At 44.9% G+C, this 21,472-nt stretch carries 19 protein-coding genes; 3 read left to right on the top strand and 16 right to left on the bottom strand.

Annotated elements, in window-relative coordinates; genetic code table 11:
• Window positions 1–95: 95 nt before the first annotated feature.
• From HPT30_RS28840 to HPT30_RS28795, 10 genes are all read right to left on the bottom strand, one after another.
• Complete coding sequence (locus HPT30_RS28840) at window positions 96–1,019, bottom strand: phosphotransferase (protein ID WP_175374837.1); 924 nt, start codon at window positions 1,017–1,019, stop codon at window positions 96–98.
• 390 nt (window positions 1,020–1,409) lie between these two features.
• Window positions 1,410–1,913: an SMI1/KNR4 family protein gene (locus HPT30_RS28835; RefSeq protein WP_175374687.1), complete on the bottom strand. Its 504-nt coding sequence runs from the start codon at window positions 1,911–1,913 to the stop codon at window positions 1,410–1,412.
• Window positions 1,914–2,155: 242 nt separating this feature from the next.
• On the bottom strand, window positions 2,156–2,989 hold the full coding sequence (locus tag HPT30_RS28830; protein ID WP_175374686.1) for a sulfurtransferase: 834 nt from the start codon (window positions 2,987–2,989) through the stop codon (window positions 2,156–2,158).
• Window positions 2,982–3,830, bottom strand: coding sequence for a MerR family transcriptional regulator (locus tag HPT30_RS28825; protein WP_175374685.1), 849 nt, complete (start codon window positions 3,828–3,830; stop codon window positions 2,982–2,984). Before HPT30_RS28825 ends, HPT30_RS28830 begins: the two co-directional genes overlap by 8 nt.
• A gap of 28 nt (window positions 3,831–3,858) precedes the next feature.
• Window positions 3,859–4,620, bottom strand: a complete 762-nt coding sequence (locus HPT30_RS28820) for an ABC transporter ATP-binding protein (protein WP_175374684.1) — start codon at window positions 4,618–4,620, stop codon at window positions 3,859–3,861.
• 11 nt (window positions 4,621–4,631) lie between these two features.
• Entirely contained in the window at window positions 4,632–5,384 is a 753-nt protein-coding gene (locus HPT30_RS28815) for an ABC transporter permease (RefSeq protein WP_175374683.1), read from the bottom strand.
• 620 nt (window positions 5,385–6,004) lie between these two features.
• The gene (locus tag HPT30_RS28810) at window positions 6,005–7,165 is read right to left on the bottom strand and encodes a phosphotransferase enzyme family protein (protein WP_175374682.1); all 1,161 of its coding nucleotides are present in this window, start codon (window positions 7,163–7,165) and stop codon (window positions 6,005–6,007) included.
• Window positions 7,162–8,085, bottom strand: a complete 924-nt coding sequence (locus HPT30_RS28805) for an ABC transporter substrate-binding protein (RefSeq protein ID WP_175374681.1) — start codon at window positions 8,083–8,085, stop codon at window positions 7,162–7,164. Before HPT30_RS28805 ends, HPT30_RS28810 begins: the two co-directional genes overlap by 4 nt.
• Before the next feature lie 19 nt (window positions 8,086–8,104).
• A complete protein-coding gene (locus HPT30_RS28800; RefSeq protein WP_175374680.1) occupies window positions 8,105–9,112 on the bottom strand; it encodes an ABC transporter substrate-binding protein in 1,008 nt (335 codons plus the stop codon).
• Window positions 9,113–9,542: 430 nt separating this feature from the next.
• A complete protein-coding gene (locus HPT30_RS28795) occupies window positions 9,543–11,525 on the bottom strand; it encodes an AraC family transcriptional regulator (protein WP_175374679.1) in 1,983 nt (660 codons plus the stop codon).
• 171 nt (window positions 11,526–11,696) lie between these two features.
• Between HPT30_RS28795 and HPT30_RS28790 the strand changes: the two genes are divergently transcribed.
• The 3 genes from HPT30_RS28790 to HPT30_RS28780 all read left to right on the top strand — a co-directional run bounded on the left by HPT30_RS28790 (window position 11,697) and on the right by HPT30_RS28780 (window position 14,457).
• Window positions 11,697–12,119, top strand: coding sequence for a GNAT family N-acetyltransferase (locus HPT30_RS28790; protein WP_175374678.1), 423 nt, complete (start codon window positions 11,697–11,699; stop codon window positions 12,117–12,119).
• Between the two features lie 156 nt (window positions 12,120–12,275).
• Window positions 12,276–12,857: an RNA polymerase sigma factor gene (locus HPT30_RS28785; RefSeq protein ID WP_175374677.1), complete on the top strand. Its 582-nt coding sequence runs from the start codon at window positions 12,276–12,278 to the stop codon at window positions 12,855–12,857.
• Window positions 12,826–14,457, top strand: a complete 1,632-nt coding sequence (locus HPT30_RS28780; RefSeq protein ID WP_175374676.1) for a DUF4179 domain-containing protein — start codon at window positions 12,826–12,828, stop codon at window positions 14,455–14,457. Before HPT30_RS28785 ends, HPT30_RS28780 begins: the two co-directional genes overlap by 32 nt.
• A gap of 452 nt (window positions 14,458–14,909) precedes the next feature.
• On the opposite strand, the gene HPT30_RS28775 is transcribed toward HPT30_RS28780, so the two are convergent.
• From HPT30_RS28775 to HPT30_RS29645, 6 genes are all read right to left on the bottom strand, one after another.
• Window positions 14,910–15,737 (bottom strand): carbohydrate ABC transporter permease, encoded by an 828-nt coding sequence (locus HPT30_RS28775; RefSeq protein ID WP_175374675.1) that lies wholly within the window; start codon window positions 15,735–15,737, stop codon window positions 14,910–14,912.
• Window positions 15,737–16,618: a carbohydrate ABC transporter permease gene (locus HPT30_RS28770; protein WP_175374674.1), complete on the bottom strand. Its 882-nt coding sequence runs from the start codon at window positions 16,616–16,618 to the stop codon at window positions 15,737–15,739. Before HPT30_RS28770 ends, HPT30_RS28775 begins: the two co-directional genes overlap by 1 nt.
• Before the next feature lie 97 nt (window positions 16,619–16,715).
• Window positions 16,716–18,011 (bottom strand): ABC transporter substrate-binding protein, encoded by a 1,296-nt coding sequence (locus HPT30_RS28765; protein ID WP_175374673.1) that lies wholly within the window; start codon window positions 18,009–18,011, stop codon window positions 16,716–16,718.
• Window positions 18,012–18,102: 91 nt separating this feature from the next.
• Window positions 18,103–19,188, bottom strand: a complete 1,086-nt coding sequence (locus HPT30_RS28760) for a response regulator transcription factor (RefSeq protein WP_175374672.1) — start codon at window positions 19,186–19,188, stop codon at window positions 18,103–18,105.
• Window positions 19,178–20,965: a sensor histidine kinase gene (locus tag HPT30_RS28755; protein WP_175374671.1), complete on the bottom strand. Its 1,788-nt coding sequence runs from the start codon at window positions 20,963–20,965 to the stop codon at window positions 19,178–19,180. The genes HPT30_RS28760 and HPT30_RS28755 overlap by 11 nt, the downstream gene beginning before the upstream one ends.
• A 234-nt stretch (window positions 20,966–21,199) precedes the next feature.
• Complete coding sequence (locus HPT30_RS29645; RefSeq protein ID WP_217622566.1) at window positions 21,200–21,316, bottom strand: YjcZ family sporulation protein; 117 nt, start codon at window positions 21,314–21,316, stop codon at window positions 21,200–21,202.
• Window positions 21,317–21,472 lie beyond the last annotated feature (156 nt).

Below are 21,472 nucleotides of genomic sequence, written 5' to 3'. Positions count from 1 at the left end.
AATACTTTACACCTGCTTAAACCTTCTACTCTTACCCGTCACAATTCGGTTCTCACTGTAAGAAATCCAAACCGCCCCGCTAAAGATATAAAACCTTAAATAAATCGCAAAGCGCATTGGGAATGATAAGCGGCTAGTTGCGTAGCAAATTGCTGATCTGGAAACCCTCTATGAAGGAGCTTTAGCCCCCCTGATGTTAAAGCGATATGGTGGTGGTATCGATAGAATAACATTCTAGAAGGATCGAGAGTAACGTTCTTAAGATATCGATAGAAATCTCCGAATCTAAATTCTAAAAAACTGTGTTCATGCTCAATATCAAAAAACATAGCCCCTTCGGTATCAATCAAATAAGGTTCAAGTCGGTCATTAACCAAAACATGGTCAGGTCCCAGTTCGCCATGAATAAACCCATACTGCGTTCTAGGTTTGATTTTTGATTCAAGCTCATACAAAGTATCGAGTAGTTTGCTTTGATTAATCCTCATGCTATCAATATGTTGGGAAGCATAAGACAACTGCGCTTTTGCGTTCTCGATTTGAAGGTGATGACAACTCTCAATGTTCATTCCGCTTTGATTCGCGTCCCCATAAATATGTCTTTCGTTGGTATGCATGCTAGTTAGCATCTCCCCTAACCGATGAAACACCTTATCTTGAACTCGTGAATCGGAGTGATGAAAATAGGCTTCTGCTTTATGACCATCTATATATTCAACCAGAGCATAATCAAAAGGATAAAGGGTTCTTTCCTTGTTTAGATCATAAAGAGTAGGCGTTCGAATGTCATGCTCTGTTAGATACTTGTTGTTTAATTCAAACATGTCACCCCCATAGGGATTTTGATGCATATCACCATTTGCAATTTCTTCTTGAAAAAAATTCATGGTAAGATCCCACACATACAATACGCAGGAAAAACCATTGCTGCAGTCGATTTTGTAGACTACTTTTTGTGCGCCACCATGCATTTTCGATACATTATTAACTAAATAACCAGCACCAAAAACATTCCACACATAATCCTGTAAATCAACTTGATCGAGGTGACAAGTATTATTATCCATTTAATGAACACTCCATTTTAAAGTTTTGCCGGCTACCCAATAGTAAATAATATCCATTAAAAAATATAGACTTTTTCTTTATGAATTGTTATGATGTTGAATAAGGTCTTGAAAAAAATAGGCATACAAACAGCCCTTGGATATGATCCCAAAGGCTTTTTTTGATGAAAATTCCGGGCCGCCTGGCATCCCTATTCTCTCATCTCAACTATGATGCCCATTAACTGAATGATTGTTAACAAAAATACGACCGATTTAGTGTACTGCGCTCCGGTCGTATTTTTGCGATTTACTATTTATATTTAAACTCACCATTAGTTCTACCCTACGCTTTACCGCTATTTATGTTACACTGAACTCTACTGAATTTGACATTATTAGATCAAAAAATTGTTCAAGCGTATTGGCTACTTTTTCAATTTCTTCAAATTCGGGCTCACATCCACGCACAATAACCCCTTTATCATTTGTTAAATCAATTGCATAGAAGGAATATCCACCATCAACTGACATCACAATTGGCAAGTAATTATCCCACCAGGAAGTTATTTCGGATTTCCAAATGTAATCATCCATTGCTGCTTCTAAGCTAAGCGATTCATATTCATTCCATTTAAATTCAATAGCTGAGCTATTATTGAACTCATCCTCACAAATAAACCAAGTCTTCTCATCTGGTGTAATACACTTTTCAACCATACTTAAAAAATCTAAATATTCATTTGGGATTTCTTTATATCTTGATATAATGCTACTATCCAAATTTAATTGAGACCCGGACTTTTCTGTTATATCCCAACGGTTTTCAGTAGCCCAAATAATAAATTCACTATTTTTTTTATTCATATTCATCTCCTTCTAATCGTTTTCTAACATCTTCATTTCTACTATTTGGTACATTGTAGCAAAAAACCGAACCCTTTTGTGAAAAGAAGAGTCCGGTTTTCCGTCGCACAAACCCGTTTGCGCCAACTATAATTTTTTGATTCAATTGATCTCTTTGTTGACACTAAAAATACACCACCAAGGTATACAAACCGCTTGGCGATGTATTCAAACTTTACATACTGCTATGCATCTTTACACATTTATTCTTCCCCCGTCGCAATCGGGTTCTCCTCATAGCTAACCCAATCACTCCAGCTTCCTACATACAGCCTCACATTGTTGTACCCTGCTTCCGTTAAAGCCAGCACGTTGGGACAAGCCGTGACTCCTGCGCCACAGTACACGATAATTTCCCGGTCAACCGAGATATCCTTAAAGCGTTCACGTTGATGTATGCCATCAAGGAACACCCCGCTCGGAGATCCTTCTTCCCAGTAATGATTAATGGCACCAGGAATATGACCTGCCTTCTGATATTTCGATGTATCCTCACCGGTATAGCGATCATGTATCCGTGAATCAATTAATACTCTTTGTTCCTGACCGATACCAGCTTTAACCTCAGTAATCGTCGCCTGTAGGCTGTCGTTAATCTGGGGTGAAAACTTGGTACCGACAGGATGTGACGGCTCATTCGTTATCGGATAACCTGCTTGGCTCCAGCTAGAAAAACCGTCAGATAGCAGTTTCACCTTCTCATGGCCGGCATGCTTTAGCATCCACCACAGCCGTGACGCAATACTGCCTCCCTGATCGTCATACACAATCACTTCTTTCCCCTCATCAATCCCGGCTTGTCCCAGCTTCTCCGCGAACACAACAGGATCGGGCAACGGGTGACCGCCTCCATGAATCTCTTTTGGACCCGAGAGATCGGTATTCAGATCAAAAAATACAGCGCCGGGAATATGTCCCTGCAAATAGGCCGCGTAACCCGCTGATGGCTCACCCAATACAAAACGAACGTCCGCAAATACCGTGTTAGGATCATTCAGCCGCAATACAGCCTCCGATGAATGAATTAAATTAGACATAATCTGTTCCTCCAATAGGCAAAATCAGTTCAGTTACATAGTTATCGCTGACCGCGGTACTCCATGGATCAATGATGTATCTTTCGTAGGAAGCCCCTTGAAGCGGAATGTCCTGCTCTTGTGCCCAATGCTGCACTTTCCGGTACGTATCAGAGAGGGTGCTGTAATCGCCTTTGTGAACTACACTTATGGCCTGAAATCCTCCCACCCCTGTCGTCAACGCCGCATTGGCTTCATCCTCAATCACCGCTGTGTAGCAATCTACGGATGTGAAGGTATGATTGATACGCTGATCAAAATCTTCGAAGAACAGCATAAACGGCCCATACGCGAATACATTATGCTGGTTGCAGAGCCCGACAAGCACGTTGCTATAAAGCACTTCAATATTGGCGGCTTGAGGGTCTGAAATCTCATAATGGAACTTCAACGTACGATACTGTGGGAAAGGCGCAATCTCGATATCCTTATCCTTCCGCGGTGTCGCCAGCAGCGTCTCCCCTTGCTTCAGCAGACGCTGCCATTCCTTAATCGCAAAATGCTTCTTCTGCAGCTCCGCCATCTGCCTCTCAACCATCAGCAGTTCTTTAGCCATATAATCTTCCAGCACTTCAAAGTTAGAGCGCTCCAGCATCTGACGAATATCATCGAGCTTAAAGCCCAGTTGCTTGTAATATTTAATCAGCGGAATCTTCCGTATGCTTTCCACCGAATAATACCGATAGTTACTTTCAGGAGCGATGCGGTCGGGTGTCAGCAAGCCGATATCGTCATAATAACGAAGTGTCCGAATCGGAACATTGCATGTCTTTGCCACTTCTCCAATGGTGTACCATTCCAATTCGTCTCCCCCTTTTCAGAGCTTACTCTTACAAAAGACCTTTAATGGTTTCCTTCAATACTAATAGCTCAGGATTAATGAGCCGATCTCTCTTATTCTGCTGGTTAAAACTAACAGTGAGTTTTTCTTTCACTACTCCTGGTCTCGAAGACAGCACGTAGATCCGGTCTGACAGAAAGATCGCTTCTTCTATGTCATGGGTAATGAACAGGATGGTAACATTAAAAGCTTCCTGAACTTCCAGCAGCCAAGCCTGCATACTGCCTTTCGTAATGGAATCCAGAGCACCAAAGGGCTCGTCTAGCAGCATAATCTCTCCAGAGGCCAGAAAAGTGCGAAGAAAGCTCGCGCGCTGCTTCATTCCCCCGGACAGCTCACTCGGATAGCGATGCTCATAGCCTTTTAACCCGATCCGGTCCATTAATGATACCGCCTTTGAACGTGAAGCTTCCTTATTAGAGCCTTTCAGATCCAGCGGCAAAACAATATTGTCCAGAACCGTCTTCCACGGCAAAAGCAGGTCCTTCTGCTGCATATAGCCGATCTCTCCATGAACGTCCAGCGTTCCTCTATCTGCCGGCAATAGGCCGGTAATGATGTTAAACAAGGTGCTTTTTCCGGAACCGCTCGGTCCCAGGATGGATACGAATTCACCCTTGCGGATATGCAGAGAGACATCTTTCAATATCTCCGCAGAATCATATGATTTGCTGATACCATCAAGTGTAATTAAGGTATTGTTCTCGCCGGAATTAGGGACAGTCTTCTCCAATAGTGCTTTATTTTGCATCGTAACCTCCACTATTTCCAATGCGTCGTTTTTTTAGATATATAATTGATAAGGTAAATAAAGCCCACACTGATGATCACGATAACCAAAATCGAGGCAAACACTTTATCAAGCGCATAAGCATTCTTGGTGCGAACCATATACACCCCGATCCCCTTCGTCCCGCCTTGCCATTCCCCGATAATCGCCGCCATAATCATATACGTTGCCGCAATTTTGAGTCCGGAGAAAAAATTCACCATCGCATACGGCAACTTCAAATGGATGAAGGTTTGCAGTTTGGATGCCTTGTAGGAATGGAAAAGGTTCAAATAATCTTTGTCCACCTTCTCAAACCCGTCCACCAGACTAATACAAATGGGGAAAAAGCAGACCATCACAATAATGAGGATTTTCGGCAGTATGCCAAAACCGAACCAGACGATTAACAACGGTGTTAGCGCAATGGTCGGAATGGTCTGTGAGACGATCAGGATGGGATACAGCGATTTCTTGATAACGACAAAACTGTCCATCAATATCCCGAGAACGAAAGCTAATGCGATCGATAATGCAAATCCGAGCACAGATTCATACAGCGTTGTTCCGACATGACCCGCAATGGTGCCAAAGTCGCTGATCAAGGCACTGACCGTAGCCAGAGGCGAGGGTAGAATATAAAGTGGTACGTGATTTAATGTCACGATTAGCTGCCACACAATAATGGCAATGAGCAGAGTAGCAATCGGATAGATCCGTTCGTCTATCTTTTTAAGTTTGTCCATGGTAGTTATCTCCCGCGATTAGTAAAGAGACCATATCCCGGGATCATGGGCAATATGGTCCTTTATCGCTATTTTTTAAATTCATATAATTCCTATGTGTATATTATAAATTAACAACCACATAACATTCTGTCAATGTTAAACTTTAACTATATAAGCCGACAAAAGAAATTAACAAAAAGCGAAGATGAGCGAACGGGACGTTTGAGCTTTGTAGCCGCAAAGCGCTCGCCTGAAGGCTTTCCATAGGAATGCTTTCACTGGAATATAGACTATCGACAGCAAGACCTATAATTCAAGGCTGTTCAAACTAGCGAAGCGATGTCACTAGAAGCGGTATATTCCCCTTCACCAGTCGTCTTGAAGTGAGAAAAAGGGCCTCCTTCTCAACTAACAGCATTTTTGTACCTTATATTTCTTTAATATAGGTAAATGAAGGAAATAAGAGCATTTTTGTATCTTAATTTTCGAAAAAGCACGCTGTACGGATATTCTGGAAGATTTAAGGTACAATTTTGCACTTAATCTCCACGAACCCCTAGTTGCAGAGAATTTAAGGTACAAAAATGCCACTAATTATACTTCTATACTTCTATATATAGTACTATAGTACCGCCCAGTCACTCGGTAGCCCTCTGTTCCAGATAGGCCAGTAAATCTTGGCCCTGCTGTCCTTGAAACCACTTTGCATGACCAAGCCAGAAGCTGTCGTAGGCCAGATCTGTGTTGGACTTGGACTTCACAATTCCCATAAAGTAATCCATCTCGCTCAGTGCAAATTCCGCGTGTACCAGCGGAAGGATCGCCACAAGTGCAGCGGTCTCCTTACTGCTCAAAGGCCGAATCGACTCATATCCTGACAGCAAGGCCTCAAGTTGGGCGTAATGTACAATATCATCCTTTTCTTGATCATCTAAAGCCAACCATTCTATCGTATTGCGCTCAATTGCCGTAGCCAGATCATAGATAGCATTCGTACGGTCTGCGAGGCCAAAATCCAGAATCGACTCGACACCCGACTGTTCATCACTGTCACTCCACAGTAGATTGGAGGCATGCCAGTCATTATGTGTCCAGAGCGGATTCAGCACGTCGAGTAGAGGCGCTAGCTTGGCGTAAAAAGGCATGAAGACCGTTTCCAAATCCTGCTCCCAGGATCTGTTCTCAAGATACTTGCCCAAGGCTACGCGTGGTGCAATATAAGCCGCCATTTCCTGGCGCGGGTCGGCTGAACCAAAAATCGAGAAGCTCGAGACCAGGGCACGGACAGGTCTTGCCGGAGCTTCAAAGCCCTCCGCCGCATCATGCAGTCGGGCCAGCGCTTCACCTGCTGCATAGGCGTGACCCTCTGTCAGAAAAGGACTCCATGAGACCGCGTCCCGGTACAAATCTTCCCCTTTTGCCAAGCGATGCACCTCATACGTCCATTCTTCGAGCGCAAAGGCCGTCAAGTCATCTCTCCCTGCGACGATATTGCTCACCGGAATTCCTTGGGTTCGCAAATGGCGGATAAAACGATGCTCCTCCAGAAGTCCCGTTACATCACGTACCGTATGATGATGCCTTTTAACAAACAGGCGCTCCGTAGCGGTGGTCACAATCGTCGCACTGGAGAATGGCCTTGGGCTATGCCAAGTCAGCGCCGAAGCTTCCTCTAAATCAGGATAATAGCTAAACAGTTGATTGACTTCCTCAAGGGTAATCGGTGCCCAATCCGGCCGGACAAGGGTTGTTCCCATGCCATGTGACAGTAGATCCGGACCGCTTCCTTCCCGGCTCATCGTTCATTCTCCTTAGACAGGAAATCATTGCTGTAAGCCGTCTTCCAGCCATTCCGATCCTGCAAAATGCCATGGTCAGCAAGCCACTCGGAATAAGGTTCGATCAATTCCGTCCGTTGTACGCCCCAGATGCCGTTATGCAGCCAGGTGCTGGCAATCAGCGGCAATGAACGCTCCACAAGCTGGGCAGGGAAAAATGGAATAATCCGTTCATAGATTGGCGCGGCCAGCAGCGGATCAGCAACCAAGGCCTGGTAACCTCTCTCCGTAGCCGCCAAAAAAGCGCGGACGGTCTCAGGATCTTGAATAGTCTTTTCCACCTGTGTCCCTAGAAGATAACTGTGATAAGGCGGCGCACCGATCTCATCCACAGGCCATACGATTCGCTCTTCTTCCGGAACTGCGGTGTCCATAAGAATCTCCCAGGCCCAGTAGCTTCCGAAGGTTGCATCCGCCTCACCGGCGGCAATATCATCAGGGGTTAACTCTCTTGAACCACTATCTACAACGATAATGCTATCCGGGTCTCCGCCATCCGCGCTAACCAGTTGCCGAATCATGGCCATTCCCCGCGGCGTCGGATTCAAAGCCACCCGTTTACCGCTGAGATCTGCCGGGCGACGAATTCCGGTACTTCGCACTGTTTGCACGGTTTCCATTCCCCTATGGTTAATGGCTGCTACGCCCACAACGACTGGCTGTCTCTCCCTTTGTACCAATAGCCGATTACTAGGGAAAATACCAAAATCCGCTTCTCCTCTAGCCAGATAGGCTAAGGTGTCACCCCGCTGCGGATCGTAAACCGTAAACTCCACATCGAGTCCGGCATCTTTATACCAACCTTGCTCACGCGCATAGTAGAACCCAGCTGAATTAGTCCAAGGGTAGAAATATTCAAGCATAACCTTTAAGTGTTTCATGGAGTCAACATCCTTTTCGTTATTTTTTCGGGAGGAATTCATTAGTAAAAGCTTCTTCCGGTTTCAAATCGGTTGGAATTAGCCCTTTATCCTTGAGAAATTTCGCATAACTGCTCCATACCTCAGTCTTCATCTGCCCCCAAGCCGGTGCGTCAGCTATATATTGTGTCGCCAAAAATTTCTGACTTTCTACAGCGAGTGTTTTATCGATCTCCGGTGCATGCTTCAATAAAAGCTCCGCACTTTCCTCTGGATGATCGATGGCATATTGGTAGCCCTCTTCGGTTGCCTTTAAGAACTTGCGTACCTTGTCAGGATTCTCGGCGATCGTTTTGGTTCCAGTGATCAGAATCGGTGTGTAATAATCCAAAGCCGGATCAAGTTCTCTTGCCGGAATATAATTCAGTTCAACACCTTTGAGTTTGGCTTGTACGCCGGTCCAGCCTTCAAAAATCCAGGCAAAATCAACGTTTTTCTGGGTAGCCGCGAAGAAATCATCATTACCGATATCCACAAGCTTCAGCTTGTTGAAGTCGGCTCCATTCTTCTCCATAACCGCTTGAAGAATCGCTTCCTCCGACGGGGAACCCCAGCCGCCATATACTTTTCCCTCAAAATCCTTCACACCTTGAATGTTCTTGCTCTTCGGTGCTGCAAACCCTGAGGTATTATGCTGGATGATCGTAGCGACTGCCTTGATCGGCAGCGGTTCCTTGCCGGTTAGCGCATAAGTTACATCCTCCTGGTAGCTGACGCCAAAGTCACCTTTTCCAGCAGCGATCAAAGTCGAAGTCGTTCCTTCTGACGGCTGCACAATTTGTACGTCCAATCCTTCATCCTTGTAATAGCCCTTCTCTAAAGCAACATATAAACCTGTATGATTCGTATTGGGCGTCCAGTCCAGAATAACGCTGGTAGGTTCCAGTTTGGTACCTTGTGCCTGCTCTTTTCCACTACTCGCACATCCAGACAAGAGCGTGGCCGACAAAGCGGTAATACCCAGTATGGTGAATAAACTTGATTTCATATAGAATCATTCCTCTCCAATAGCTCTCTCAAGTAAATAAATCCTATTCCGATGTATTTACAATGGTATAGAGAAAATAATAACCCTCCATGTAACTGGAGGGTCAAGCATTTTCTTCACTTCTTTAGGTTACTTCCGTTTTATTTACTTTTACCGATGAACAAATCCCATTCTTTATTGTATAATTTAGGAAAATCCATGAGGTGATGATATGAGTAAAGCTACACGCTCTGATAAAGCTATTGTTTCGGTCCTGCTCGGAACAGCCTTTTCGATCATCATAGCTTTCTTTGTGGTTAGGTATATTATTCAGCATGTTTGGTTTGCTCCTTAGGGGAAGGGGCTCATATAGAAAAACGGCTACCTCTAAAAGGTGGCCGTTTTTGTCTATCCTATTCGATTAAAGAACGGAATGGATACCGCCCCTCCCTTATTTACCCAAAAAGCTCTTAACAATCAAATCCAACTGCGCTTCCAATGAGATCGGATCGTTGTAATAGGAACCCTTTTCACTAATAAAATACACCTGGTTATTCTTTACCGCCGGGAGCGATTTCCACAGCTTGCTGTCGTACACAACATTCGCATTACCATCGTCCCAGCCCCAATTGCTTGTAAAGATGTAATCGCCAGCATACTGGGGCAGTAATTCAAGTGATAAATCCGTTCCAAATTCAGGACCGTCAATAAGCGCTTTCTGGATTGTCTCCGGAGCTTTTAGGCCAAGGTCATCATATAGAATCTCGCCGCCTCTGCCGCCCTTATTCCCCCAAGCGTAGATGCCTTTGGCAAACGGCTGAAGAATCGATACCGTCTTGTCTCCAACGACCTCAGTAATCTTCGGCTTCACCTCAGCAATTTTAGTTTTCCATTTCTCTGCCCATTCCTGAGCGAGATCTTCCTTGCCTGTGATTTTCCCGAACTCCATCAAAAGTTCTGACGGGGTTCCCGCTCCATATTTAAGTCTAATCACCGGGGCAACTTGTGCGAGTTGTTCATATTGCGCTTCTTCAATGTAATCAAATGCAATAATAAGGTCCGGTTCCAATGCGAGGATTGCTTCTATATTAGGCTCTTCACCTATATTAATAATACCGTCCAGCTTTCCTTCGTGATAAGGGTTAACTAACGAATCTTGGGTCGCAGCCACCGGCTTTACACCCAGCACAAGCAAATTACCGATCGCACTTCCAGTTAAGTCCACAATCCGTTTCGGATCAGTGGGAATCGTAACAGTCCCCTTAGCATCCGTATAAGTTTTTGTTGCTGCAACTGCATTCCCTGTACTCGAATTCTCTTTGGTTGTTTCCTGGCTTGTCTCTGTGGATTGCGCACGATTTGCAGCGGTATTGTTATTTACGGTATTTGATGTGCTGGAGCAAGCACTAATGAACAGTATGAAGCATAACAACAGCGCCGCTGTAGCCATAGAAGTTGACTTGGTGACTTTGTGCAATGGATATCCCCCTCTTTTGTCTAAATGATAATCATTCTCGTAACCATTGAAACTATAGCATCGGGACTCAACAGCAACAAGGGCAGATTTCGTATTAGACACGGGCAATTCCGGTACAAGAGACCCTGCTTGGACTCTCGTTCTGAATTGCATTGGAGGTAATCCATAGATTTTCTTAAAGCTGCGGCTTAACGTATGGGCGTCTGGATATCCGACCCGTTCGGCAATCTCTTGTAGTGAGAGGTCGGTTTGAAGCAGAACATTCACAGCTCTTTCCATACGAGTACGTGTCAGAAACCGGATCGGACTTTCGTTCATTCGCTGTTTAAAAAGCTTACTTAAGTAACTAACACTGCAGTCAAACTCTTCGGCCAAAATGTCCAGTGTTATAGGCTCCATGTAATGATCCTGAAGGTAACGAACGACCTGTGCCAGCAGATCTGGATGAACAGGGTGAATCCCTTGGGTGTTGATCTGACTTAAAAGCTCATGTACAAATTGATAAAATAACGACCGTGCATGAAAAGAATTCAGCGGATCCTGCCCCATCCAATTCGCCATCATCTCCTCCAGCTTCCCCCGCAGAGGAAGTGGATACAGCGGAACGAAGCTATATTGATGAAGAAACGGATTATCTCTCTCCAATTGCAGCATTAATTTCTTAGATGCAGGCAGCATCAGAACAGCCTTGTACAAGACCAGATAATATTCGAAGGCTTCCTCTGCTAAAATATTCAGACGCGCACCGCGACCACCATGCAGTACATGGTTACGGCTCATGGTGTGCAACACATCGTCCATCCGTACGCTTGCGTTGCCACGTTGAACATACAAAAAAGCACTGGCCGGCAGACGGTAGCTCTGCATCTCCATGCCTGTCTCCAGCAGGCCATGGCGGATATCCAGCACTTTTAGGGAAGCATGATTCCATAACGCAATGTGATCGTATAGCTTCATCGCCTTTTTAATCCTCCCAACACTATGACGACTCTGTCCTATCATTATATTGATAACCATTCTCATCGTAAAGGGAAAAGAGAATATACTTCCTCCATCCGTTATTGATTTTTATACCAGATACCTCAATAATACAAATAAGAACTGCAGATAGTGTGCCGGAGGTGTCTTATGGAGTATCCATTCAAAGAATATGTGATTAGTGATGATCAAGAGCGTGTTCACGTCCCCACAGTAATCGATTTTTTGGCTACCAGCTACTGGGCCAATAAACGCTCTCCTGAGAAGATCAAGAAATCGATTCAAAACTCTGTCTGCTATGCTGTTTATGATGGGGATCAAATGATTGCTTTCGCAAGGCTGATCACGGATGGCGCCACAACCTATTATTTGTGCGATGTGTTCGTGCTGGAAGATTACCGCGGGCAAGGCATCTCGAAGAAACTGATCGAAGTCATCACGAATGCACCTGAGCTGGAATGGATGTCTGGTATCCTTGCTACACGAGACGCTCATGGACTGTATAGTCAGTACGGATTCGAGAAGGAAGACGGTAAATTCATGAGAAGACCACCTCAAGAGAGACAGCAGTAAACAAGTTTAAATGTACATAGTAAGAGATTATACAAGTAAAATACTCTCCCTCTCTTGGTCTGCGCATGTCGCAGGCTTTTATTATTTCCATAAAGTGAGAAGTTTTCAGGTCTGCAACGTCTTATATATAAATCGATTTTGTCTGGAGGCATCCAAGTGAATGAAGGGATAGACGACAAGCTGGTGATCAGGGAGGTACTGGGCGGAAATCGGGAAGCCTTTGCGCTACTGGTGGACAAATACAAATCCGGTTTATACCGCCTGCTGCTAGGCATGGGCGCGAATGCTCAAGATGCGCAGGATCTGGCACAGGAATCTTTTATTAAAGCCTACCAGAAGCTCCCGGACCACAACAGCCAGAGCAGCTTTGCCGCCTGGTTATACGCGATTGCCATCAATCGTTTAAGAGATTTGAAGCGGCGCAAAAAAGTCAGCCTTGCAGCTCTCCCCTTACTGAGAGAGGCAAGTCCCCCCCTTACACCAGAGGAACAGTATATGCGTAAGGAAGAGGAACTGGAATGGCAGGGAAGATTAGTCAGGCTGCCGGAGCGTTATCGCATCATCCTCCTGCTTCGTTATGCCAATGAATTAACCTACGAGGAAATTTGCGAGATTACAGGATTGTCCATGCATCAGGTCAAGAACCGTCTTCATCGTTCCCGGCAGAAGTTGAAGAAACAATGGTCTCAAGCAAAGGAGGATTCCAGTGAGCAAATGGAGCTTTACCAATCGCGATGATCGTGATGCGGATGAGCTGATGTCACGCCAAATGCAGGTGATACCGGCAACGCTTCCTGATTTTTTCACAGAACAGGTCATGGAACAAGTACGTCACACAGAAATGGATGCACCAACCGGAATGAACTTAAGGAAATTATCCGGAATGCGCAGAAACAGAGTCATTAAAAAGCTGCAATGGGGCAGTGCTGTCACCATCGGAACGGCCTTTATGGCCTTTGTGCTGGTCTCATCTTACTCGGCTTATGTACGAAATTCTCTACAAATCGTTCAGACTTACACTTACTCAGCACCACTGCCCAGCCTGATGTTTGGTGACAACAAACCGGATTTCGATATCGGTCTGATGGAGGCGCAAGCGCTTGGGGTGGTACAACAGGCTAATGTTCAGGCGACTGACAAGGGCTATACACTTATGTTACGTGATGTTGTGGCAGATCCTACGAGAATGGTCTTGTCTTTGCAGATTGTTGACGAGAAGGGACAGCCAGCAGAACTGGCGATGGACCGTTTTGATTTTGAACAACTGCATCTCAAAGATCAGCAAGGCGAAGATATCGGACAGCTTCGGGGAATTATGCCTATGGAAACCCGCATTGGTTCGGACCATTCCAAACAGAAGTATGTTATGTTAATCTACATTTTCCCAGATAAGCAGCCCAAAGACAAAGTTCTCATACAGAGCAATGTGAACGAACTAAAGACTAGCAAAGACGGAAAGAAATCGCTGAAGGGAAACTGGAATTTCAGCTACACTGCTGACATGGAAAAGGCGAACAGTCTAGTCGTGACGTCAGATCTGAACGAGTCCTACACTACCCCGGAAGGACTTCATGTAAAGATGGATCAGCTTGTCCACACGCCTGCAGGTGTGCAGCTAAAGTTCACGACCTCGCTCCCCGAAGCTGCGGCTGCCCTCACTCCAATGGAGCTGAGAAATAAGCTGACGGTGATGTTCCATTTGGAGGACGCGAAAGGACAGGAGCTGTCTCGAATTAACAGTTCCAAGGATGGAGGATACGTTGACAGATCCTTCGCCTACACAATGAAAGAGGAAGAAGGTACCGCTACACTGCATTGGAACTACTACTTCTCTTACCTTCCGTATGACAGCATGAACGTTCGTTTTGTATTGGATGGCTATTCTATTCCAGTGAAATCCAACGATAGCATAACGTTTCGGCCGGAGGAACTGAAGCAGCAGCCTGTCATTTTTAATAAACAAGGCGACCATCTGGAAATCCATGATATGAAAATAACTGAAATAAAAGATGAACCCGGTATTTCCGCATGGATGATGGTCAGTGGTAGCTTTGCCAACCAATTCAAAGCCGATCAATGGGTGGCCCACGACCCAGATGGCAAAGAATACAGGGTTGTTTTCAGAGGCTCATATACTGATGGAGAAAAGGCCACCATTAGTAAACCGAATACAGGCACTAGCCCTTCTTACTTTATCGCCAAAGGACTCACTGCCCTACCTAAGGAGCTGACACTGGTACGCACCATCACAGACAAACGGTATACCGATGTGGACTGGAGCTTTGATCTCCCTAAAATCGAACGCAACGAAGCCCTGAAATCCATTCCCATTCCTTAGAATGATTCTGATCACTAAAAACAGACTGGGGCTCTTTCACTTAGAGTTCTCCGGTCTGCAAAGTTTCCCAAAATCTAATCAATGTTTATATAAAGGCATTTTTGTACCTTAAATTGATGATTTTAGCGTGAAAAAGGGAATTAAGAGCATTTTTGTACCTTATTTTCCTACATATCCTAAAAAAGATGACCTTCCCAAAGAATTAACATACAAAAATGCGCTTAATCACCATTTCTCCTTCGTTGCCGCGGAATTAAGGTACAAAAATGCGCTTATTTACGTATCCGCGCGGATGGAAGCAAACCAGGGCTGAAACAAGCGACTGTCCACCTCCGTAATTTGTTCAATTAATGATACCTTATTCAAATAAAGAACAAGCCGGCAACCTCTCTTTCGAGTGTTTGCCGGCTTGTTTTCCATTAAGTATAGTTGTCGCTTCAGTATAACTCGTATTAACCCTTAACCGCACCTTCTGTGATTCCTTCCATGATAAAGCGTTGGAAGAAAGCGTAGATGATAACAACTGGAATCGCGGTCAGTACCAGAGCGGCCAGAATCAGCGACCATTCTTTGTTGTACTCGCCGAACAGCATGTTTGTGGACAAGATCAAGGTGTACTTGTTCACGTCTGTCAGCATAAGCAGTGGAAGCAGGAAGTCATTCCAGATCCACAGGAAGTCAAGAATACCAATGGTAACAGTGATCGGAAGCAGCAGCGGCAGAATGATCCGGAAGAAGGTCTGGAACTCACCACATCCGTCCATATGAGCCGACTCTTCAAGCTCCTTAGGAATTCCTTTTACAAATCCATGGTAGAGGAACACGGCCATGTTCACGCCAAGTCCGATATAGATCAGTCCCAGACCAAACACGCTACCTTGTACATCCAGCGTTCTGGTGACACGGGACAACGAGATCATGATCGAGTGGAATGGTACCAGCATCGAAGCGATGAACAGGAAGAACAACGCACTGCTCAGCTTGCCTGGTGTTCTGGACAGCTTGTATCCGGCCATGGAAGCGAACAACAGGATGCCCCCAATACCTACAACCGAGACGATGACAGAGTTCTTCACGCTATTGAACAGGTGAATCTTGGCGAAGGCCTGACTGTAGTTCTCAAAATGAAGCTGGGTAGGTAAGGATAAAATGTTTTTGAAGATCTCTCCTTGCGTCTTGAAGGAGTTGATGATCGCCATATAGATCGGGAAAAAGGCTAGCGCAGCTCCGATGATCAGGACAATCAGGATGATTGTAGAGGACAGTTTGCTGCTTTTCATTATGCCTCCACCTCATTTCTTTTCGTTACGCGAATTTGGATCAAGGTGACAAGCAGGATAATGATGAACAGAATGACCGACTTGGCACTCGCATATCCATAACGGAAGTTATTGGAGAACGCTTCTTCATAAATATTCATCGTAATAACCTGTGTGCTGCGGCCAGGACCGCCGCCTGTCAAACCGAATACAACTTCAAATACTTTAAACGCACCGTTTAGGGTGAGGAAGAAACAGATTGTAATCGCATGAGAAATCATTGGCAGTGTAATATGTCTAAAGGTTTGCACCGGATTGGCACCGTCAATAACTGCCGCTTCCTTCAAGCTTTGTGGAACACCTTGCAGGCCGGCTAAGTAAATGATCATCATGTATCCTACACCATTCCATAACGACACAATGACAATCGAGAAGAAGGAGAATTTAGGATCGCCGATCCAGGATTGATCCAGGAACAGCAAGGCTGTTTTTTCAGCGAGCTGTGGAAGCACCTGAGTGAAGACGAACGTCCACATGAATGCACTAATGATCAAACTGATCATGTTTGGCATGAAGAAGATGGTTCGGAAGAAGCCTTTGAAACGTGTCCGTGATTCAATAAACACAGCTAGCAGCAAAGCCAGCACATTTTGCAGAATTACCATTACTACAACGTACTTCAGGGTAAACAGTAAGGCATTAATAAAATCCGGGTCATCGGTCAGCGCTTCGACAAAGTTGGCAAAGCCGACAAAACTATAATTTCGGTTCAGCCCGTTCCAGTCTGTAATACTGTAGAACATCCCGCCAATAGTTGGAATGAGCATAAACAGAGTATAGAACAGTAAGGCTGGGCCCACGAAGTATAACATCGAGCGCAGGTTGCGGGATTTCTTTAACATGATGGCACTCACCTCTTTAGGTTTAAAATACCAGAGGGAGAAAGGCAATTTCGGTTGAAATGGCCTTTCCGCCCTCCCTATCCATTATTTTTAGTCTTTATTTGTTTACTTTATTGTAGTCTTTCCAAGCTTTGTCGAGTGCCTTAATAACATCATCCTGCGACAATTGTTTCGAGAAGTAGCTTTGCAGCCCTTTACCCACTTCATCTTTTACAGCTTGCGGGATGGATGGATCACGGTAAGCTTTGCCTTCTTTTACATACACTGTAGCGTCATCAACCCATGGGTAGCTCTTATAGTTGTGGATGGTTGCAACTGGGTTAAATTTCAGACTTTCGTAGAACCCGCTGGACTCTTTGTCATCCAGAACGAAGTTGATGAAATCCAGAGCAACATCTTTGTTCTTGCTTGTTGGCGATACAACCAGGGAAGTGGAAGCACCCAGGTTAATCAGTGTCTGATCAGGGTTGTCGCTGAGTGGCAGTGGTGCTACGCCAAAGTCGATGTCCGGGTTAGCTTTTTGAATGGTTTCAGCATACCATGGACCTTGTACCCACATTGCTGCTTTACCGTTCGCAAAGGCAGCCGCACCGTCGTCACCGCCGACTTCAAGCGCCTTGTTCGTGCCGTTTGCATTAACCAGGTCAATGATATCGAACATGGATTTCATTTCTGCGAAGGAGCCTTCGTTTTTGTTCATCCGTTCGATGAAGTCTTTATTTCCTGTCTGAATTTGTGCCCCTACTGACAATGGCAGGAACAACTGTGGAATCCATGATTCTTTATAAGCAAGCTCAAACGGTGTGATGTTGTTTTTCTTCAGTGTTTCTACAAGCGTCTTCATTTCACTCAGCGTAGTTGGAGGTGTCAGCTTGAGGTCAGAGAAAATTTTCTTGTTGTACAAGTAACCCCAAGATACGCTTTCCAGCGGCACCGCTACGACTTTGTTATCGATGGTTACCGAAGGCTTCACGCTATCCAGTAGCTTACCTACAAATGGCTGGCTAGTGAGATCTTCAAGATAGCCTGCTTTGTAGAAAGATGGAATTTCGTTGATCGCGTGAATGGAGAAAATGTCCGGCGCGTCGTTGGATGCAAGTCTTGTTTTAAGGATCTGGGATGCGTTGTCCGAGTTAGGCATTTCCAATTGGACTTTCACATCTATGTTTTTCTCTGCTTTTTCTTTGGCAACAAATTTATCGATGTATTGATCAAACTGATCCTTAAAACGAGGCAACCCGATGAACATTTTAAGCGTAACTGTTTTTTCCGAGCCTTTTCCACCGGTTTCGGCATTAGTGCTTCCGTTGCTGGCACCACTATTAGAACCACAACCAGCCAGAAGCAATACTGTCATCATTGCGCTTGCCGTTACTTTCCATGACTTCTTCATTCTGTAAACCCCCTCAAATGTTGTCTCGTTCTTGTTTACGCTTTCATTGTACATCCAAAATGAAAGCGGTTAATTAGACGAAATTAGTCTCTTAGCTTGTACTATTTTGAACCTCACCTTCTCCTTTTCGCATTTCACCGGGTGCCAGACCAAATTGCTTCTTGAACACTCTGTAAAAATAACCCAGCTCCTCATAGCCACACAGCTCAGCCACAGACTTGATGGAGAGATGATCATGAAGCAGCAGATGCCGCGCACGCTCCATCCGCAATTTGGTCATATAATCCGTCAGATTCAGCCCAAATTCCTGTTTAAACACCTTGCTCAAATACTCCTTGCTGACAAAAAAGGATCTCGCCAGGGCTTCCAGTTTTATATTCTCTGTAAAATTCTGATCCACAAAACGCTTAATTTCTTCCAAATTCAAGCGGTTCTTATTTTTTCTATGCTGTACAAGTTCCTTCAACGCAGAAAGATACATCCCTGACACTTGCTGCATCAGCTCATCCACCGTATGAAGGGCTGCCAGATTCTCCTCTGCATATTCATTCGCAATCTCTTGAGAATTACTGTGCATCAAATCCCGTAACAGCAGCAGCAGTTCTTCACCAATACGCGGAAGTGTCGAAGGCGTGACCCCAAGCAGGATCAGCTTATCCTGCAGCTCATTCAGACTGTCCTGCAGACTATCCGCATTCAAGTCATTATAATGAGCGGCCAATGCTGGCCTAAATGTCAGTATGGCCTGAAGGAGATCCAATCTTAGACCCATATCCTCCCCAGACTTTTTAAGCAGCGTTTCTTCTGCCTTTTGCCGGCACTGCAGCAGCACCTGATTCAATTCCTGGGGATCCACAGGCTTCAACAAATATTCGTCCGCTCTGCAGCGAATGGCTTGGCGTGTATACATGAAATCATCATACCCGCTGATCACAATGATCCGAATGTCTGGATGATGATCATTCAAATATTGCAGCAGCCTGACTCCATCCACACCCGGCATATTCATATCTGTAATGACGATATGAATATCCCCTGTCTCTATTGCCTTGATCGCTTCCTCCCCATCTTCTGCTTCAGCTGCAAGGTGTATACCATACTGTTCCCAATTCCCAAAGGTTTTAATAATTTCTCGGTTCCATTGCTCGTCATCTACAATCATGGCGTTAATATTCATGCTGCTCACCAACCTTCACTATAGGGATATACATACTCACCCGGGCACCGCCATCAGGTTGATTGTTAATTATCACTCCGTACTTTTCGCCAAAATAAAGCTTGATCCGGGCACTTACATTATACAGTCCTATCGAATTTCCACTGGTCCAGTAAGGGTCAAGCGGCTCGGCCAATCGGGCACGTACTTCTTCCAATCGGTCCGGGGAGATCCCCATTCCATTATCCTCGACCTGAATCAGCAGACCGTTCTGGTACGGAACCAGACGGAGGCTGAGATTCCAAACCCCTTTTTTACGATCAAAACCGTGCATGAACGCATTCTCCACCAAGGGATGAAGCGACAGCTTCGGAACGAGGATATCCTCCCACAGCGGAGGAATCTCCACTTCATAATTCAGCTTATCGGCATAACGCTGCTGTTGAATGTTCATATAGTTGTTTAAGTGCTTGATTTCCATGGCAAGCGTAGTCAGCTCTCCCGGATCACGGATCGTATAGCGGAACATATCACTAAGCGATTGAATGATGCTGTAGATATCACTCGGTTTTTTAGAATAGGCCATACTACCGATCATCTGCAGTGTGTTTTGCAGAAAATGCGGATTGATCTGCGCTTGCAGCGCTTTCAATTGGGCCGTCTGCCTCTCCAGATTGATGGTATATTCGTTGCGGATATGCTCACGAATCCGGCTGGACATGGTCTGGAATCTCTTCTCCAGCATCCCGATTTCATCCTCACGATTGGAATGGGGAACTCCTTCACCCTTAAGCCAGTTCAATCCACTCATGGATCGGGCCAGACGGACAATGGGTCCCGCTACTCTGTAGGCTACAAATGCGGCAATCAAAGCCGACAGTAAAGCAGACAACACTCCGATAATCAAACCATTGGTTTGAATGACAGAACCGCTCTGCATAACATAGCTCACAGGCAGTACTTTAACTACTGACAGCCCCCACGGCTCCAAGTAATTATAAAAGATATAATGATCAGAAGTACGAATATAGCCGGTTCCCTGCGCGGACCAATCTACATCTTTCGTAGCTGGCATGGTGCCTTCTTTAAGCTGATACATCACCTTGCCGCCGGAGTTAACGATATATACCCCTGCTTCCTGCTCTGAGTTCAATAACCCCAGCGCATTATCCATCATCTTCCACTTCACTTCAAATCTGATGCTACCCAGCTTGTCTTTATTCTCAAACCGATTGATGCTCCGAATCAGGTTAAAGTTCGCTGATGAACCATCGCTATCTTTAATAATATAATCCGCTTGCTGCTCCACAATATCACGCCAGATTGGAGTATCCGCTACAGGAGACTGGATAGTGTCCCGCATATCGTTAATGGTAAACAGCTTGTTCTTCTCCTTGAGATACAGCTGAATCTCCACGAGACTGTTATAGCCGGAATAGAAGATCGACGTAATGTTATTGATAACATTGCGCTGGACGGTAAATTGGTCTGACACACTTCCATCCTCTTCCTTCGTATACTCATTTAGTGTCGGGCTGATAAGGATCGTGTAAATCATATTATTGAGTTGGGTAAAATTCTTGTCTACCGCCTCGCCCGACCAGGCAATTTTGGAGAGATTGGACTGGATTACCTCTTGTTCCATTACTTTTCGGGTATTCTCAGTCGCCAGCCATGTCACTACAATAATTGGAATGACAGAAATACAAAGCATAATTAAGATAAGCTTGCTGCGGATCGTCCGTTTAAAAGGCTCTGATATCCACCGATAGATACAGCCTGGCCATTTCAAAAGCATCTCTTCCCCTCTGTCTTCACTCTTATCGATAAGCTCAAATGATTCTTCAACGCTTCAGCCTCCCGCTGTATGGGTTTAGGTAGGTTACATCAAGCTTCATCGGATTGTCAATCTTTCTTAAGCCTCAGAGCATATGATCTCCTAAAGAGTTGTATGTACATCAAAAAATCGCCAGTACGTGTACTGGCGATTGTCACATGGGTGCAAAACCTTAACACAAGAAAAACTTAAAGGTTAGATAACAAACGCTTTAGAGATGATGACCAGCAAAATAAACAAAACAAGAATTGCTGTTGTAGATGTAAAACCACCGTATCCGCCAACTCCGCCAACTCCGCCAACTTCACTCATTTGTAATTCCTCCTTTATTTTTGAGTACAGCTTAGAATATGCATATCTGACCTTTCCGCTTGGGTGAATGAGAAATAAAACAAAATTTAAATAATTTTTATCCATGAAAAATGACCCCCAACATTCGGAGGTCATCTCTGGAGTACTTACTTTCCT

The sequence above is a fragment of the Paenibacillus agri genome (assembly GCF_013359945.1).
Classification (GTDB): domain Bacteria; phylum Bacillota; class Bacilli; order Paenibacillales; family Paenibacillaceae; genus Paenibacillus_AQ; species Paenibacillus_AQ agri.
Note: the sequence above shows the minus strand (reverse complement) of the source record. Positions and strands in the feature narration are given on the sequence as shown.

What these genes read in the sequence shown, in the direction of transcription:
- HPT30_RS28810 (WP_175374682.1), bottom strand. Translation starts at nt 7,165, where the DNA reads ATGAGCCGGGAAGGAAGCGGTCCGGATCTACTGTCACATGGCATGGGA.
- HPT30_RS28770 (WP_175374674.1), bottom strand. Translation starts at nt 16,618, where the DNA reads ATGTTAAAGAAATCCCGCAACCTGCGCTCGATGTTATACTTCGTGGGC.
- HPT30_RS28775 (WP_175374675.1), bottom strand. Translation starts at nt 15,737, where the DNA reads ATGAAAAGCAGCAAACTGTCCTCTACAATCATCCTGATTGTCCTGATC.
- HPT30_RS28800 (WP_175374680.1), bottom strand. Translation starts at nt 9,112, where the DNA reads ATGAAATCAAGTTTATTCACCATACTGGGTATTACCGCTTTGTCGGCC.
- HPT30_RS28790 (WP_175374678.1), top strand. Translation starts at nt 11,697, where the DNA reads ATGGAGTATCCATTCAAAGAATATGTGATTAGTGATGATCAAGAGCGT.
- HPT30_RS28820 (WP_175374684.1), bottom strand. Translation starts at nt 4,620, where the DNA reads ATGCAAAATAAAGCACTATTGGAGAAGACTGTCCCTAATTCCGGCGAG.
- HPT30_RS28760 (WP_175374672.1), bottom strand. Translation starts at nt 19,188, where the DNA reads ATGAATATTAACGCCATGATTGTAGATGACGAGCAATGGAACCGAGAA.
- HPT30_RS28835 (WP_175374687.1), bottom strand. Translation starts at nt 1,913, where the DNA reads ATGAATAAAAAAAATAGTGAATTTATTATTTGGGCTACTGAAAACCGT.
- HPT30_RS28815 (WP_175374683.1), bottom strand. Translation starts at nt 5,384, where the DNA reads ATGGACAAACTTAAAAAGATAGACGAACGGATCTATCCGATTGCTACT.
- HPT30_RS29645 (WP_217622566.1), bottom strand. Translation starts at nt 21,316, where the DNA reads ATGAGTGAAGTTGGCGGAGTTGGCGGAGTTGGCGGATACGGTGGTTTT.
- HPT30_RS28805 (WP_175374681.1), bottom strand. Translation starts at nt 8,085, where the DNA reads ATGAAACACTTAAAGGTTATGCTTGAATATTTCTACCCTTGGACTAAT.
- HPT30_RS28795 (WP_175374679.1), bottom strand. Translation starts at nt 11,525, where the DNA reads ATGAAGCTATACGATCACATTGCGTTATGGAATCATGCTTCCCTAAAA.
- HPT30_RS28755 (WP_175374671.1), bottom strand. Translation starts at nt 20,965, where the DNA reads ATGCTTTTGAAATGGCCAGGCTGTATCTATCGGTGGATATCAGAGCCT.
- HPT30_RS28765 (WP_175374673.1), bottom strand. Translation starts at nt 18,011, where the DNA reads ATGAAGAAGTCATGGAAAGTAACGGCAAGCGCAATGATGACAGTATTG.
- HPT30_RS28830 (WP_175374686.1), bottom strand. Translation starts at nt 2,989, where the DNA reads ATGTCTAATTTAATTCATTCATCGGAGGCTGTATTGCGGCTGAATGAT.